Origin of the sequence: Shewanella algicola (assembly GCF_014648035.1) — a bacterium.
GTDB classification, from domain to species: domain Bacteria; phylum Pseudomonadota; class Gammaproteobacteria; order Enterobacterales; family Shewanellaceae; genus Shewanella; species Shewanella algicola.
Genome location: NZ_BMQI01000005.1, coordinates 67,622 through 84,231, shown reverse-complemented (window position 1 = coordinate 84,231; position 16,610 = coordinate 67,622). Strand labels below are relative to the sequence as shown.

The 16,610-nt window shown below is 42.5% G+C and carries 10 protein-coding genes and 1 tRNA gene; 4 read left to right on the top strand and 7 right to left on the bottom strand.

Annotated elements, in window-relative coordinates:
• Nucleotides 1-81 precede the first annotated feature (81 nt).
• The 5 genes from IEY42_RS03655 to IEY42_RS03635 all read right to left on the bottom strand — a co-directional run bounded on the left by IEY42_RS03655 (nucleotide 82) and on the right by IEY42_RS03635 (nucleotide 6,780).
• Nucleotides 82-1,398, bottom strand: a complete 1,317-nt coding sequence (locus IEY42_RS03655; protein WP_188923984.1) for a DEAD/DEAH box helicase — start codon at nucleotides 1,396-1,398, stop codon at nucleotides 82-84.
• A 133-nt stretch (nucleotides 1,399-1,531) separates the two neighbouring features.
• Nucleotides 1,532-1,621 (bottom strand) — tRNA-Ser (locus IEY42_RS03650).
• A 242-nt stretch (nucleotides 1,622-1,863) separates the two neighbouring features.
• Nucleotides 1,864-2,496: a YchE family NAAT transporter gene (locus tag IEY42_RS03645; RefSeq protein WP_188923983.1), complete on the bottom strand. Its 633-nt coding sequence runs from the start codon at nucleotides 2,494-2,496 to the stop codon at nucleotides 1,864-1,866.
• A 478-nt stretch (nucleotides 2,497-2,974) separates the two neighbouring features.
• The gene (locus IEY42_RS03640; protein ID WP_188923982.1) at nucleotides 2,975-5,026 is read right to left on the bottom strand and encodes a dipeptidyl-peptidase 5; all 2,052 of its coding nucleotides are present in this window, start codon (nucleotides 5,024-5,026) and stop codon (nucleotides 2,975-2,977) included.
• Between the two features lie 197 nt (nucleotides 5,027-5,223).
• Nucleotides 5,224-6,780, bottom strand: coding sequence for a fumarate hydratase (locus IEY42_RS03635; RefSeq protein ID WP_188923981.1), 1,557 nt, complete (start codon nucleotides 6,778-6,780; stop codon nucleotides 5,224-5,226).
• Nucleotides 6,781-6,978: 198 nt separating this feature from the next.
• Here IEY42_RS03635 and pabB point away from each other — a divergent pair, with 198 nt between their 5' ends.
• Nucleotides 6,979-8,415, top strand: a complete 1,437-nt coding sequence (gene pabB / locus IEY42_RS03630; protein WP_188923980.1) for an aminodeoxychorismate synthase component I — start codon at nucleotides 6,979-6,981, stop codon at nucleotides 8,413-8,415.
• A 22-nt stretch (nucleotides 8,416-8,437) separates the two neighbouring features.
• Here the strand turns inward: pabB and IEY42_RS03625 are convergent, their stop codons facing one another.
• Nucleotides 8,438-9,064 (bottom strand): HD domain-containing protein, encoded by a 627-nt coding sequence (locus tag IEY42_RS03625; protein WP_188923979.1) that lies wholly within the window; start codon nucleotides 9,062-9,064, stop codon nucleotides 8,438-8,440.
• A gap of 208 nt (nucleotides 9,065-9,272) precedes the next feature.
• Here IEY42_RS03625 and IEY42_RS03620 point away from each other — a divergent pair, with 208 nt between their 5' ends.
• The 3 genes from IEY42_RS03620 (at nucleotide 9,273) to IEY42_RS03610 (ending at nucleotide 14,815) form a co-directional block, all read left to right on the top strand.
• Nucleotides 9,273-9,950, top strand: coding sequence for a glutathione S-transferase family protein (locus IEY42_RS03620; RefSeq protein WP_188923978.1), 678 nt, complete (start codon nucleotides 9,273-9,275; stop codon nucleotides 9,948-9,950).
• Nucleotides 9,951-10,456: 506 nt separating this feature from the next.
• Nucleotides 10,457-12,178, top strand: coding sequence for a phospho-sugar mutase (locus IEY42_RS03615; RefSeq protein WP_188923977.1), 1,722 nt, complete (start codon nucleotides 10,457-10,459; stop codon nucleotides 12,176-12,178).
• Between the two features lie 243 nt (nucleotides 12,179-12,421).
• Complete coding sequence (locus tag IEY42_RS03610) at nucleotides 12,422-14,815, top strand: TonB-dependent receptor plug domain-containing protein (protein WP_188923976.1); 2,394 nt, start codon at nucleotides 12,422-12,424, stop codon at nucleotides 14,813-14,815.
• Nucleotides 14,816-14,905: 90 nt separating this feature from the next.
• Here the strand turns inward: IEY42_RS03610 and IEY42_RS03605 are convergent, their stop codons facing one another.
• The gene (locus IEY42_RS03605; protein ID WP_188923975.1) at nucleotides 14,906-16,606 is read right to left on the bottom strand and encodes a glycogen synthase; all 1,701 of its coding nucleotides are present in this window, start codon (nucleotides 16,604-16,606) and stop codon (nucleotides 14,906-14,908) included.
• Nucleotides 16,607-16,610 lie beyond the last annotated feature (4 nt).

Genomic DNA, 16,610 nt, shown 5'->3' with positions numbered 1-16,610 from the left:
ACCACGAGTTACAGCAACATCAATAAAGCGCTTAATGTATAAGCGCTTTATGAGTAAAGGTTTCGCCAAAAAGTAATAAGCTTATAGATTCCACGGATTAGGCTTTGGGCCTTTTTTTACTGGTGCTTTCTGGGTTTTGGCTTTTCTAAAGTCTTTACTGTCACTTTTAGATTTACCTAAACTTAAGGTCGGCCTTTCATCCTGCGTTTTGGACTTATTTTGACGACTTTTAGGCATGTAGTTGAGGATAGACTCAGGTACTGGCTTTTTCGGCTCAAAGCCGTCAATCACTTTACGTTCTAGCAAATGACCTAAACGGCTTTCAATCATACAGAGGTTTTTAAAATCATCTTTAGAGACAAAGGATATTGCCTCACCGACAGCACCAGCACGGCCGGTACGACCAATGCGATGAATGTAATCATCAGCTGGATACGGTAAATCGTAGTTTATGACTCGTGAAAGATCGTCAATATCAATACCACGCGATGCAATACCCGTTGCGACCAAGTATTGAATTTTACCAGATTTAAAATCAGCAAGAATTTGTTCACGTACAGGTTGGCTACGGCCACTGTGTATGCATTCAGCCTCAATATCGCGTTTTTCCAGTTGACTGACTAACTTGGCAGCGCCTTGCTTAGTTTCAATAAAAATAAGCGCTTGATCCCAGGCTTGGGTTTTAATCAAATGACTCAACAATGCTGATTTTTTGTCTTTATCGACCGTGGTTAACCATTGCGAAATTTTAGGTGCAGAGCTTTTATCAGCAATGACCGAGATTTCTACTGGACGATGAATGGCGGTTTTTGCCAAAGCACGGACTTGATTTGATAACGTCGCCGAAAATAACAAGCTTTGACGTTCTGATGGCAGTTTATCAATGATTTTATTGATGTCTTCAATAAAGCCCATGTCTAACATGCGGTCAGCTTCATCAAGCACTAACACTTCTAACTCGTCAAAGTGCACCGCTCTTTGGGTGTATAAATCAAGTAAACGACCTGGCGTTGCCACTAAAATGTCGACACCGTCGAGCAACGCTTGTTTTTGCGGCTTTTCATCAACACCACCGTAAATCACAAACGATGACACTCCAACATATTTGGCATACGCAACGATATTACTTTGAACCTGCACAGCAAGCTCGCGTGTTGGCGTTAAAATAAGCGCACGAATACGTTTTTTGCGCTGGGTTTGCGTGTCGGCTAAACGCTCTAATATTGGCAACACAAAACTGGCTGTTTTACCGGTACCGGTTTGTGCTGCGGCAAGTAGGTTTTTACCTTGTAAAATGACCGGAATAGTTTGTTGTTGAATAGGCGTTGGGTTGCTGTAACCCACTTCAGCTAAGGCTTTGACAATAGTGTCGCGTAATCCAAGTGTCGAAAATGGCATGAAATGAGTACTCAATAATAGAACAGAAAATAGCGTGGAGTCAGTATAGCATTCACTCAAAGGTCAATACACTTGAGTGAGGTTATCTTATTAGAAATGAAAAAAGACGTCCGAAGACGTCTTTTTTCATATTTGGCGGTGAGCGAGAGATTCGAACTCTCGTTAGGGATAAACCTAAACACACTTTCCAGGCGTGCGCCTTCAGCCACTCAGCCAGCTCACCAATTTTGTAGATTCAAATACCTTACATATTCAAATCCATTTATTCTTTTCGTTTTCATTAAATACACGCGTTATTAATCTAACCTGCCTATTTAATAAAGCATTACATTGTTTTAAGCGTTAATGCCCAATAGCAGCTGTAATGCCAATCGTGCGGTACTTTACGCAAATGCCGATAGCGGGTCAAGCTAAATCACCCCAGGATCAAGCGTTTGCACAATTGCTCGTCAACTTACGCAAAATCTATCCAATCAAGGTAGGAAACAAGCCTTTTACACCCGCTGAAATCACTTCAATACCTAACGACAGCATCAATAAGCCCATTAGACGAGTAATAACGTTAATGCCGGTTTTACCTAAGAACTTAAATAACACTGGCGCCATACGAAATAGCCCCCAGCTCACTAACCCTAGAGTGACAATGGTTAAAAACATCCCAATAAAGTTAACCATTTTGTTATGTTCTGCAGCAAATACGATAACCGAACTAATTGCACCTGGCCCTGCCATTAAAGGCAACGCTAAAGGCACGACTGCGACAGATTCCATTCCAGAAGACTCACGATCCTCTTCCTGGTTACGTTTTACCTCACTGATTTTACCTTGCAACATCGACATCGCAATAATACAAATCAAGCTACCGCCAGCAATCCGAAATGCTGACAATGAAATACTGAACATACTCAAAATATGCTGACCGGCGATCATGGTCACCAATAAAATCACCACCACAGCAAAGTTAGCGGCCCGATTGGTATGTTGGCGCTCAACTTCGGTTTGATGGCTCGTCAAGCTGACAAAAACAGGCAACAACCCTACCGGATTGATTATCGCTAACAGTCCTAAGAAGAACTTGATATAAAGCATGAAATCCACTAACTGAACCCTCTTGAAATTACCTGTTTTGACGCTCGATTCTGAGCGCGCTAATGTAGCCGAAACATGTTGATTTACATAATGAGATTTTTTGCTATTTAAATGCCACTTTGCCTTAGAAAAGCTAATGTGATTTGCTGCAAAATATTATAATTACGATACTCCAATGATCTACTGGATGAAATTTGGTGTAATTTTATTTCATAAACTGCTTTTAATATGTACTCAAAAGGCTTCAACAGATCAATAATGTTGGATATTTACGTGAAATGGCATGTTTGAGGTAAGTCTCGTTTTTAATTATGCATTTCAGTCATACCTCACAATATTGAGCAGAAAACAACCATGATGAAAAATACTAACGTTAAGGTAAACTTAGACATAAAAAAAGAGATGTCACCTAAGGTGGCATCTCTTGCTTAATCTGTAATACCGTTTTGAGTGGTATTAACGTTATCGATTTAGTTCATGGTAATCACTATTTTGCTGTCCAGCGATCCATCCAACCGAGTACATTTTTGTACCACTGTTGTAAATTGTCTTGATTTAAAATCCAATGGTTTTCATCTGGGAACACTAACAACTCAGATGGAATGCCATTACGTTGCATGTAAGTGTATGCCGCTAAGCCTTGACCATAGGGTACGCGGTAATCTTTTTCACCGTGGATCACTAACATTGGCGTTTTCCAGTTTTCAACATAGTTAACTGGGTTAAACTTCTCAAACAGCTCTTTATTTTTGTCGTACGTACCGCCGAATTCATATTCTGGGAACCATAACTCTTCAGTCACGTAGTACATTGAGCGCATATCAAATAAACCTGCGTGGTTAACAAGACACTGGAAACCGTCGTTCCAATTACCTTGGAACCAGTTCATCATGTAACCGCCGTATGAACCACCTAAGGCACATGCATTGTTGGCATCTAACCAAGGTTGTTGTGCGGTAACTGACGCCATGCCCTTTTTAAGATCTTCTAGCGGTTTTCCACCCCAATCTTTACCAATAGAGTCGGTAAACGCCTGGCCATAACCTGTAGAACCGTGGAAGTCGACCATCACGACGCCATAACCAGCACCGGCCCAAAGCTGTGCGTTCCAACGACCACTAAAACTGTTACCAAATGAACCTTGCGGACCACCGTGAACTAAATACGCAATCGGGTATTGTTTACCTTCAACATAGTTAGCCGGTTTAATCCAGTAACCATGTACGGTTTCATCATTCCAACCTTTAAAGTTAAACTGCTCATACTCACCAAATTTGATGTTAGCCAGTTTGTCTTTGTTGACGTCAGTTAGCTGTGTAAGCTGCTCACCTTCTGAGGTCACGCTAAATAAATCACCCGGTTCAACTAAAGATGATTTTTTGAAAATCAATTGATTGTTTGTCACAGCGATTAAGCTGTTACTGCCTTGATTGTAAATTGGACGCACATCACCAAATTGGGTGTTCACTTCAAAGATAGACACCTGACCAAGATCTTGTGCGGTGACGTACAAAGTACGGCCGTCGGCACTGAATGTCAGTGAACTTGGGCTACGATCCCACAAAGGTGCGACTTCTTTTTCTTGGCCAGTGACATTGTCACGTAACATGATGCGGTAACGGTCTGCTTCGTAACCTGGCTTGGTCATGGCTAAATACGCTAAATAACGGCCATCAGCTGAAAATGTTGGCTGTGAGTCCCATGCGGTGTTTGCTTCGGTTAAGTTAAGAGTTTCACCGCCGGTAACAGGTACTTGCCATAAATCGTAGTTAGTGGTCCAAGCTTGATCGCGACTTGGCGCTTTTGCGCTATACACCACGTGTTTACCATCTGGGGTAAAGGTCACTTCTTCCATGCCAGAAAACGGCTTTGGCGGCGTTTCTGTATCGCGATTAGCGGTTACATTAGTTGGCTCGGTAATTTTTTTACCGTTTAATTGCGCCACAAATAAATGATTGCGGGCATGGTCTTCCCAGGTATCCCAGTGGCGAACCATCAACTGTTTATATTCACGGCCTGAGGTTTTGCTTTCATCAATGGCAGTGAACTTGTCTTTAGAACAGGCTAAATCTTTGCATTCAGGGAACACACGCATGGTCATAACAACTTGCTTGCCATCTTGCGACAATTTATAACCATTGATATCTAATGGTAAATCGGTAACCGCCATGGCTTCACCGCCATTAAGCGCCAATTGGTATAACTGGCTGCTGCCCGTGCGGCTCGCAAGGAAATAAATCGATTTATTGTCGGCAGAAAAACTCACATCATGTTCAGTACCTGCCGCAGCGGTTATCTGTTTTGGCTGCGCATTTTTATTGGTTAAATCGAGTAGATACAGATCAGAGCTGGCTTCGCCTTGATCATCAACCACTTTAACGCCATAAACCAGGCTTTTACCGTCGTTTGACACAGCGGCTGAATGCAATTTATTTAAATTAACTAATTGTTGCACATTAAAAGGGGTCGGCTCAGCCGCAAGCGCTGACCTTGCCATTCCGGCGGCAACCAGTGCAAATAATACAGTGGACTTTTTCATTGTTATCGAGTCTCAATTGTTTTAGTAGTGATTGTGAGCCGTGTTGTGCATGGCTTACGATAAATATGTATTGCAGACTAGCGAAAGCAAAACACTCAGGCAACAGGCCTTTTGTAAAAAGCTGTAAACCTGAGCGTCTTATCACATGACATCATGCTGTTTAACAAGATTGTCGATGTTTTCTAGCTTGTCATTGCTTACTTGGCTTTGCTATTGGCAATATTGACTTTCCATATTGCAGGGCCAGTCTCATGAGCGTTAACGCCATTAGAATCAACCGCAACGGTCACAGGCATATCTTGTACTTCAAACTCGTAAATGGCTTCCATCCCCAAGTCTTCAAATGCCACAACACGAGCTTTTTTAATGGCTTTAGACACTAAATAAGCCGCGCCGCCCACTGCCATCAAATATACAGCTTTGTGCTTTTTAATTGACGCGACGGTTTCAGGACCACGCTCAGACTTACCAATCATGCCCATTAGACCGGTTTTGTCTAACATCATGTCGGTGAATTTATCCATACGGGTTGCCGTTGTTGGGCCTGCTGGGCCAACTACTTCTTCACGCACAGGATCAACTGGGCCGACGTAGTAAATAAACTTACCGGTAAAATCGACACCTTCAGGCAAACCTTCGCCAGAATCTAATAGCGATTGAATGCGTTTATGCGCAGCATCGCGACCGGTTAACATTTTACCGTTAAGTAATAAGGTATCACCGCTCTTCCAGGTTTCGATTTCAGCTTGTGTGATGTTATCTAGATTGACACGGTGAGTGTTCTCGCCCGCTTCGCGAGTGATTTCAGGCCAATCAGACAATGATGGAGGAACTAAATCAACTGGACCTGTACCGTCTAAATGAAAATGCACATGGCGGGTTGCCGCACAATTTGGGATCATCACCACAGGCTTAGAGGCAGCATGAGTTGGCGCTGATTTGATTTTGATGTCTAGCACTGTGGTTAAACCACCTAAACCTTGCGCACCTATACCAAGGTTGTTAGCGCGCTCAAAAATATCGAGACGTAACTTCTCTTCAGTTGTTTCAGCACCGCGCGCCATTAACTCGTGAATATCAACAGGATCCATTAATGACTCTTTTGCCATTACCGCGGCTTTTTCAGCCGTGCCGCCAATACCTATGCCGAGCATGCCTGGTGGACACCAACCCGCACCCATTGTCGGTAAGGTTTTTTCAACCCAGGCTGCAATGTCATCTGACGGGTTTAACATCGCCATTTTAGATTTGTTTTCAGAACCGCCGCCTTTTGCTGCAATCATTACTTCAACTTGATTGCCCGCAACCATGTCAATGTGTACCACCGACGGGGTGTTGTCTTTGGTATTTTTACGCGTGCCAGCAGGATCGGCGACAATCGATGCCCGTAATGGGTTATCTGGATTGGTGTAAGCGCGGCGAACACCTTCATCGACCATTTCTTGTACTGTCATGTCTGTTTTATCCCACTGTACAGACATACCAATTTTAACAAATGTGGTCACAATACCCGTGTCTTGACACAGTGGACGCTTACCTTCAGCTGACATACGCGAGTTAATTAAAATTTGCGCTATTGCATCTTTAGCCGCTGCGCTTTGTTCACGTTGGTACGCTTTGTACATCGCATCAACAAAATCTTTTGGATGGTAGTAGGAAATGTATTGCAGTGAATCAGCGATGCTTTCAATAAAGTCGGCCTGTTTAATTACAACAGGAGTATTGGAAGTAGTTGTAGGGGTATTGCTCGACATATGGGGCGCTCCAGCAGCCATTGCGGCCTAACATTATTATCTTTATCAACAGAAACGTTTGGGTAACCATCTCGTTATTATTAACTGACTCAATTACGCGTCATTAAACGGCTACCAAACGAGGTTAACTATTTAGACCAATATGATACTCTTTCCATCCTTTTTGGGCTACATCACATTTTTAGATAAGGGTAATCGATGTTTGCGCGGGTAAAAAACGCACTCTATGGGCAAAAATTAGATTGGAAAATTGACACTAAACAACTGTTTGCATTAATTAGTGATAACCCCTGGGCCATATTACTCGACTCCGCCAATGCCGCGCACCCAGATGCGAAGTTTGACATTATTGCCTTTAACCCAATTGCGACCTTAACCAGCGATGATGGCCTGTGCCAATTTACCCCTATCCATCACGATATTGGGCAACTTAATATTACGCCTTCAGTTGCGTTGTCGCCTCTTGAAAACTTAGCCCGCATTCACACTTTGCTTTATCCCACTCAACAAGCGTGTGAACACCCTTTTAGTGTCGGTGCTGTCGGCGCATGGGGTTATGATTTAGGCCGCAGTATTGAAAAACTGCCACAAACAGCCGACAAAGATATTCACCTTAAAGATATGAATATCGGTTTTTACGATTTTTGCCTTATTTACTGTTATACAGAAAGAACCTGGTATGCCTACCATTACAATGGAAAGGTTGCGCTCGAAGCTGAAGTGAATTTAATTCAATCAAAAATAAAAAATCAGTATGACCTCAAAAAACTGTCTCTCGTTGCCACACAAGATTTTACTTTAACCTCAGCATGGCAAAACCAACTTACTGAGCAGCAATACCAACAAAAATTTGCTCAGGTACATGAGTATTTACTCAGCGGTGATTGCTATCAAATCAATTTAACTCAGCGTTTTGAAGCGCATTATCAAGGTGACGAATGGCAGGCTTATTGTGCATTGTCGCATGCTAACCAAGCGCCCTTTTCAGCATTTATGCGTTTACCCGAGCATTGTGTGTTATCGATATCGCCGGAGCGCTTTATTCGCTTACAGCAAAAAAATATTGAAACCAAACCCATTAAAGGCACCTTGCCACGCAGTCTTGACCCCGTTCAGGATAAACTTGCTGCCGACACCCTTAGTCATTCTGAAAAAGATCGCGCAGAAAATGTCATGATTGTGGATTTACTGCGTAACGATATAGGTAAAGTTGCAGCGCCTGGCAGTGTTAAAGTGCCCTCATTATTTGCTATTGAGAGCTTTCCTGCGGTGCACCATTTAGTGAGCACGGTAACCGCTACTCTGGCAGATGATCATAATGCCTTTGATTTACTCCAGGCCGCCTTTCCTGGCGGCTCAATTACTGGCGCGCCTAAAATACGCGCCATGCAAATTATTGAAGAGTTAGAACCATCAAGACGTAATCTTTATTGCGGCAGTATTGGTTACATCAGCCATGACGGCAATATGGACACCAGTATTACCATTCGCACCTTAGTGACCGAGCAAAACCGCATTTATTGTTGGGCCGGCGGCGGTATTGTGGCGGATTCTGATGCGAAAGCGGAATATCAAGAAAGCTTTGATAAAGTCAGTAAAATCTTGCCCTTGTTGGAAAATCTGAATAAACAGTAATACGCTGATATTTGCAAAGTCGTTAAATCTCAGTATTTATTTGAGCTAAAAAGCTTTTCATATACTCAATTCTTTTGCTGGCTTCTATTTTTGCAGATGGGGTGTGCATGGTATCAGCAAGCTTAAATAATTTTGTGTAAAAGTGGTCAATCGCAAAAAGACGATCATTAGCTTGTCTGTTTATACAAAATGGATCATCAACATCATATAAGCTCACACCAAGGCTGGTGCTCACTTGAAGACACCTTGCAATACCTATGGCGCCTAATGCATCTAACCTGTCGGCATCTTGAACTATTTGAGCTTCGACACTTTGTGGCGCAACATTGGCGCTAAAGCTGTGCGCAACTATCGCATGGTGAATGGCAGGTGAAAATTGAGTTGGATAATCAATACTCTGTAAAAATGCGATGGCTTTATCTGCTGCATAACGTGAGCTTTGAGCACGGTCTGGATGATTTTTAGCAAACGAGAAGCAATCATGTAAATAAGCTGCTGGCAGCACTACTTCGACCATAGCACCTTCACTTAAGCATAATGCTTTAGCGGTGTTAACGACTCTATACACATGATTAAGATCATGCGCCAGGTCTTGTTGCATCTGTTTGTTAATAAACGCAATTATTTGGGTCTCATACATTTCAATCATTTACACCCTCTTAGTGAATCTATGATTAGCATGGTTTAGCATAACGTAAGTTGGCAAACACATCACAATAACACTATTTGCGATTTAACCTTTATTGAATAGCTTAAAAACGCAATCTCAGAACCTAATTGACCATTCGCTCAAACGCATCTTGAGCATTCATTCAAAATCTGTTTCAATATCATCATTATCAGAAAAGGAGTGACCCATGCTTAAGTTTTATTTCCATCCCGGCCCAAATCCAATGAAAGTCGCGTTGTTTTTAGCTGAAACAGGTTTACCATTTGAACTGGTACCTGTTGATACACTTAAAGGTGAGCAACATACCGCTGAGTTTAAGGCGATAAACCCAAACGCTAAGACCCCTGCTATTGATGACAATGGTGTAAGAGTATTCGACTCAAACGCCATATTGCTCTACCTTGCAGATAAACATAATCAGCTTTTAGGTAAACCAGAAGATCGTGGTGAATTGCTGTCATGGTTAATGTTTATCGCTACTGGCTTAGGGCCTTTTTCTGGTCAATCAGTTCACTTTAGACACTTTGCACCAGAAGAAATGACTTATGCAACCAACCGTTATTTACGTGAAGCACAGCGCCATTATGAAGTACTAAACGACCATTTAGCGGGTCGTGAATACCTTGTCGGTGATGATTACACCATTGCAGATGTATCAGCCTGGGGCTGGATTGATAAAGCAACAGTTGTGTTAGGTGAAGAAGGTTTAGCACCATACCCTAATTTACAACGTTGGTTTGACAGCGTAAGTGCACGACCTGCAATTGAAGCTGCCCGTAACCTTGGTAAAGATATCGCCTTTAAAGGTGAATTTGATGATGAAGCAAAACGCGCTTTCTTCCCACAGAATTTTCCTAAAACCTAGAGCCTGTTAATCTTTGTTTATTTTTTATGTTGAGAGATAAAATGGCTTTAGGCAATGCGGATAATGGCTGGAATAGTTGCGGGAATAGTGGCGGGCATCGTTGCACTACATCGAAATTATCGAACGCGGCATAAAACCATTTTAGGCTCAACCCTACGAGCAAAGCTATTTTGACAAATTCACTTATTTAGCGGGGCAAATGGCGCTAATTAGCGATTGTCTGACAGAAAAATAGCAGACTGCATAATTTATCAACAAGGATAGACACACCTTAACTAACCAATATTTAGTTTATACCGCTCAAGAAATCAAAAACGCGTAATGCCCTGCACTACGCGTTTTTATTTGGCCATTTTACCATAAAGACCACAACGCAATGAGTGAGGTATTCAATATGCCACGTTGTGATTATTTACTATTGATATAGTACGATTTAACTTGTTCTTATCAAGTAATTTTTCTACTGTTAGTATAGCGTTTGAAAATGATTATCAATGAGGTTGATCATGAATACTCACTTACAACATCAAGTTAACCAATGGTTACAACAAGACCCAGATCCAAAAACTCAACAAGCATTGCAAACCCTAGTCGACAACCAAGATGAAGCAGCATTAACAGCAATGTTTTCTGGCCGGCTAGCATTTGGTACTGCCGGACTGCGGGGTGTAGTAGGCCCAGGGCCAATGGCCATGAATCGTTTAGTCGTAAGGCAAACAACCGCAGGTTTAGGCGCATATTTGTTATCTCAAATTAGTCATGCTGCAACGCGCGGTGTCATTATTGGTTATGACGGCCGTCATGACTCCTATGTTTTTGCTCACGATGCTGCCAGCGTGCTCACCGCTATGGGAATTACCGTTCGCTTAACCACACAGGTCGCAGCAACGCCACTTGTGGCATTTGGCGTAAAACACTTTAATGCTGCGGCAGGTATTGTGGTTACTGCTAGCCACAACCCGCCACAATATAATGGTTATAAAGTGTATTGGGAAAATGGCGCACAGATTATTCCACCGCACGACTCAGGTATTGCAGCCAGAATTACACAGGCTGCAACCCAAACTATTCCATTTATGGAACTCAGTGCCGCCAAAGCACAAGATAAACTCATTTGGCTTAAAGATGATTTTTATCAGACGTATCGTCAAGGCGTTCACAGTGCCAGTGAGTTACAACAATATGCCGATCCCAAAAGTGTAAGTCTAGCCTATACCGCCATGCATGGCGTTGGAGCGAATATGGCTGAAGCTGTGTTACACGATGCAGGCTTTAAGCAAGTGTATTCTGTTACGGCGCAGCGCGAACCAGACGGTGACTTCCCTACGGTGAACTTCCCTAACCCGGAAGAAAAAGGCGCGATGGATTTAGTCATTACTGAAGCTAAAAAGCATCAAGCCATGCTTGCATGCGCGAACGATCCTGATGCCGATCGCTTTGCTGTAGCCGTTCGTACGGCAGACAACGACTATAAAATGCTAACCGGCGATCAAGTTGGCGTGTTATTTGGTGACTATTTATTATCTCATGCGCCAGCACACCAACGGTTAGTGGGCACCACAATTGTGTCTTCGAGCTTATTGTCTAAAGTGGCTCAGTCGTTACATGCAAGCTGTTACACTACCCTCACCGGCTTTAAATGGTTAATGAATGTAGGGATTAACAAATGCGAGGCTGATAATCAATTCTTATTCGCTTATGAAGAAGCACTTGGTTATACGGTAGGCAGCATGGTGTGGGACAAAGACGGTTTGTCTTCATTAGTGGCATTTGCCCAACTTTGTGCTGAATTAGCCGAAAAAGGTCAAACCGTTTGGGATAAGTTAGAACAAATTTATCGCCAGCATGGCTTTCACCTTAATGCGCAAGTGAGTATTGCCCTTAAAGCCGACACACCCAATATCGGTGAATTTTTACGCCAACAACCGCCAACAGCAATTGCTGATTATGCTGTGCTGTCATGTGATGATTTAAGCCAGTCGCTTCGTACTTTTGCTAATGGTACGACTGCCGTTATTGATTTACCCAAAAGCGATGTATTAATTTATTGTCTGGAGAATGGCGCTCGCGTCATTGTTAGGCCCTCGGGAACAGAGCCTAAAATTAAGTGCTATTACGAAGTAGTAGAAACCATGAACGTGACTGATACCTGGGAAAGCGCTCAACAACGTGCTGAACAAGCAATGTCGCAATTTATTCAAGCTCATCAAGCAAGTTTGCCAAGCTAGCTTAGTAGAAATAATCCATCACTAAAAGCGTTAATGTTAAACGCCCGTTAACAAAACGGGCGTTTTTATTTGTTTTAAACATCTTATTAACATCCTGTAAGTATGAGTAAATTTCACTATAACTGTGTGTCATTAGTTATACTTCTTTAAACTAATTGACACTAGATGAAACTGATCTATTAAACGATAAAAGTGCTCTATAATGTTATAAAAATTACCGTAACGTTAAAGCAGGATGACTCAATGTATAAAAGTCTCGTCAGTTTGGCAGTTATTGCCAGTATCAGCGCACCAACAGCTTATGCTGCTGAAGAAGGTGAAAATCTAGAGCGCATTCAAGTGATTGGTTCACGTATTGCCCTGCGCACTGCCACTGATAGCCCAACACCTGTTGATATTATTACCTCTGAGCAACTTGAAGCGACCGGGATTACGGAAACCGCAAAAGCACTTCAGTTTGCCGCCCCTAGTTTCAGCGTACCATTTTCATCCATTACTGATGGTAGCGATGCAGTGCGTCCGGCGAGTTTACGAGGCATGTCACCTGACCACACTTTAGTGTTAGTAAACGGTAAACGTCGTCATGGTTCTGCCCTAGTGCACTTATCAGGTACTGTGGGTAAAGGCTCGTCAAACGTTGACTTAAATGCCATTCCGATGACTGCGATTAAACGCATTGAAATACTGCGTGATGGTGCTTCTGCTTTATATGGCTCAGACGCCATTGCCGGTGTCATTAACGTTGTACTAAAAGACAGCGATGAAGGCGGCAGCATCTCAACCCAAATCGGCCAAACCTACGAAGGTGACGGAGAGCAAGTCCGAGTAGGCCTTAACCAAGGCTTTAGCTTTAGCGATGATGGCTTTGTGAATGTGTCTTTAGAAGCGCATCAAAAAAATGCCACTAACCGTGCAGGTCTTGATAGCCGTCAACAATACCCAGAATTGGATGATGGTAGCTTAGATCCACGTGAAGAAACCTTTGATCGTCAAAACCACCACGTTGGCGACAGCGAATATGAAAACTATGGCTTATTTGTTAATGCTGAACAAGCCATTAATGACACCAGTAAAGTTTATGCTTTTGGTGGCGTAAGCCAACGCGAATCTACCTCTGGTGCTTTTTACCGTCGCGCGATAGATTCACGTAATATTATTGAAGTATACCCAGATGGTTATTTACCACAAATTAGCCCTGAAATCCTCGATTATTCATTTGTAATGGGTTATGACGCTGAATTAGGTGATTGGAACATTGATGCCTCTGCCGGATACGGTAGCAACAGCTTTGAATATAACGTTGAAAACACCATTAACGCCTCTTTAGGTCCAACGAGTCCAACCGATTTTTATGCTGGCACCCTGTCTAATAGTGAGTTAAACCTCAATCTTGATGCGTCTACCTATTATGATTTTTATAATGATTCAGAAATCGTGGTCGCCACAGGTGTCACATTCCGCGAAAGTGGCTATGAAATTGAAGCCGGCCAAGAAGAATCATACATTAAAGGTGATTACGAAGATAAAGCGGGTGGAAGCCAGGGCTTTGGTGGTTTTACTAAAGAATCTGAAGTGGATGAAGACCGTACCAATACCGGTATATACTTCGAACTTGAAAACCAGTTAACCAATGAATTTTATTGGTCTGCTGCAGTGCGTTATGAAGACTATTCAGATTTTGGCAGTAACACCAGCTGGAAGTTGTCTGGTCGTTACGATATTACTGACAATGTAGCATTACGTTTAACCACAGATACGGGTTTCCGTTCACCAAGTGTTCAGCAGCTTTACTTTACCAACGTATCGACCTTCTTTGACCCTGACCCGGTAACCGGTGAGTTTGTACCACGCGAATCAGGTACCTTTAACCAGTTATCGCCAATCAAAGATGCATTAGATATTCCAGATCTTAAAGCTGAGATCTCGCATTCAGTCAGTGCAGGTTTAGTGTATAACGGCGACAATGGCTTTACGGCGACTTTAGATGCGTATCAAATTAATGTTGATGACCGTATTATTTTATCGGGTTCGGTAGACCAAGAAAGTTCACCTGTGATTGCTGAAGCCTTAGCCGGTAGCAATGCCGACTCAGCGCGTTTCTTTATAAATGCAGTTGATACTGAAACTCAAGGGGTTGATTTGGTTATGACCCAGGAGTTTGACCTTGGCCAATTTGGTGATGTGAGCGCCAATCTTGCTTATTCATACAAAAAAACCAAAATTGAATCAATTAACTTACCGTCTATTCTTGATGGATTAGAAGATGATCTATTTGATCGTATTGAAGTTATCCGTATGACTGAAGCAACGCCTAAAAACACCGGTAATATTGGCTTTACTCATCGGTATGATGACTTCACCACTAACTTACGTTTTAGCTATTTCGGTAAATACACCGTAGGCTATTCGTCAAGTGAAGTAGAATATGACGCAAAATGGGTAACAGACATCAGCACGCGTTATCAAGCAACTGATTCATTAGCGGTAACACTCGGAGTACAAAACTTGTTTGATACCTACCCAGAGAAACGTCCTGAAGACAATAACTTCAATGGTATTTTTGTTTACCCATTAACCAATACACCATTTGGATTTAACGGTGGATATTACTACTTAGATCTACGTTACACTTACTAAACTCACTTTGAGATTAGGTTAAAACAAAAAAGCACCGATGCGTCGGTGCTTTTTATTTAGCTGTATTTAAGGTTATGTTTCAGTAATGGCTTAAAGCCGATAGAGTTTTTCAATATAGTCTTTCGCCACACTGTCCCAGGTGAAACGTTGTTTGGCCGCATTTTTAGCCACCTTTCGCCATGTCGGTGTACCGTACAAAGCCAGCACTTGCCTGAAGCGCTCAACTAATGCTTCACTTTGCTCTGGCAATGATGCACCCGTAAATGCCCAACCACTGACATTGTCCTCAATGGTATCTTTGAGTCCACCCACAGCATGCACTAAACATGGCTGCCCTTCCCGCATCGCCAGCATTTGGCTAATGCCACAAGGCTCAAATGAGCTAGGCATTAAAAACAAATCACCTTGTTGATATAAACGGTCAGACAATAACTCATCATAACCATGCATAAAGAGCAGATTATCAAATCGCGCCGCGACCGTTTGCAAATCCTTGGCAATTTGATCATCACCACTGCCTAACAATAATAATACCCCATTAGGCTGCAGCTGCTTAAACGCTTGCAGCAATGCTTCAAGTACGGTGATATCAGATTGGCCATTGGGGCTGTCATAAGGTTGTAGCAATAGCAGCACTTTTTGCTCTGTTAATCGGCCGACAGAGGTTAATAAAAATGGTGTTTGAGCACCTTTTTCAGCCAGACTCATTGCCAGTTTTAATTGTGATATGCGTGATAATGCAATGCTGTCTAACGCCGATACATGCTCTACTTTTGTTTGCCAAGATAAAATGGCATTTTCAGCTAACGTGAGTAAATCCAACACGGTATTATCTGCAGCTGATGTTTCTGTCTGCGAACTGTCGTCATACATGCAGCCATTAATAATGCCTATCAATTGTTGATGTTCGGCTTTAAGCGCTAAATCGGCTTCTAATCCTTCACCGCCAAAAAAGCCCTTTTGATGATCGGACGGCAATAACACTTCTTGGGCATAAGTCGGTGACACTAAATGCACTTTATCACTTAGTACAATCCCCATTCGCATTGGATTAATGCAATTGGAATAACGCGGGTCATAAATACTTTGGTTAGCGACAGGTTTAAGCTGACTCGCATATTGCGGAAACCAAGCTTGAAACGATGAATGATCGCCACTAAAAGGCCGTACACCTTGCAAGGCTAAATTATGAATGGTGTAAATACATTCCATAGAATTGAGGCTATCAAAATAGTCGACACATTTTCTGAGCATTGCCACCATGGCAGCATGCCAATCATGCAAATGAAGCACATCGTAACGCGGTAAAATATTGTCGACTAAACATGTAGCAACACTGAGTGAAAACAAAGCAAACTTGGTTGCATCTTCTGCAAATGGACGATCATGAGCACCATTACAATACACTTGGCCATTATGATTAAATAATGGATGGTCAAATAAATATACCATCGGCGGATTGGTTTGCAGCTGTTGGGGCTGTAAATCTGCATCTGACATCCTGTTGATGGCAGAGGCATCCGTTTTATGTGTGGGTCTTGGCATGCAAAACACTTTAACGGTGTGTTTTGAGCCTGCAAAATCTAACGAAATATTAGCAAAATGCTTAGCATGGTAGTGTTCAGCCAAAAAACCATAATTTGGCATTGCGACATCTGCAGTGACTCCGCATTGTGCTAATGCAGGCGGTAGATCACGGATAACATCCGCCATCCCGCCAACCTTCGCCCCATACAATGCATCGTTTTCTGCTGCCACCAGCAAAACGCGGTTGACATTTTCTTGGGTCATTCAG

Excerpts from the sequence above, each read along its gene's own strand:
- IEY42_RS03655 (WP_188923984.1), bottom strand. The coding sequence starts at position 1,398 with ATGCCATTTTCGACACTTGGATTACGCGACACTATTGTCAAAGCCTTA.
- IEY42_RS03640 (WP_188923982.1), bottom strand. The coding sequence starts at position 5,026 with ATGAAAAAGTCCACTGTATTATTTGCACTGGTTGCCGCCGGAATGGCA.
- IEY42_RS03635 (WP_188923981.1), bottom strand. The coding sequence starts at position 6,780 with ATGTCGAGCAATACCCCTACAACTACTTCCAATACTCCTGTTGTAATT.
- pabB (WP_188923980.1), top strand. The coding sequence starts at position 6,979 with ATGTTTGCGCGGGTAAAAAACGCACTCTATGGGCAAAAATTAGATTGG.
- IEY42_RS03625 (WP_188923979.1), bottom strand. The coding sequence starts at position 9,064 with ATGATTGAAATGTATGAGACCCAAATAATTGCGTTTATTAACAAACAG.
- IEY42_RS03620 (WP_188923978.1), top strand. The coding sequence starts at position 9,273 with ATGCTTAAGTTTTATTTCCATCCCGGCCCAAATCCAATGAAAGTCGCG.
- IEY42_RS03615 (WP_188923977.1), top strand. The coding sequence starts at position 10,457 with ATGAATACTCACTTACAACATCAAGTTAACCAATGGTTACAACAAGAC.
- IEY42_RS03610 (WP_188923976.1), top strand. The coding sequence starts at position 12,422 with ATGTATAAAAGTCTCGTCAGTTTGGCAGTTATTGCCAGTATCAGCGCA.
- IEY42_RS03605 (WP_188923975.1), bottom strand. The coding sequence starts at position 16,606 with ATGACCCAAGAAAATGTCAACCGCGTTTTGCTGGTGGCAGCAGAAAAC.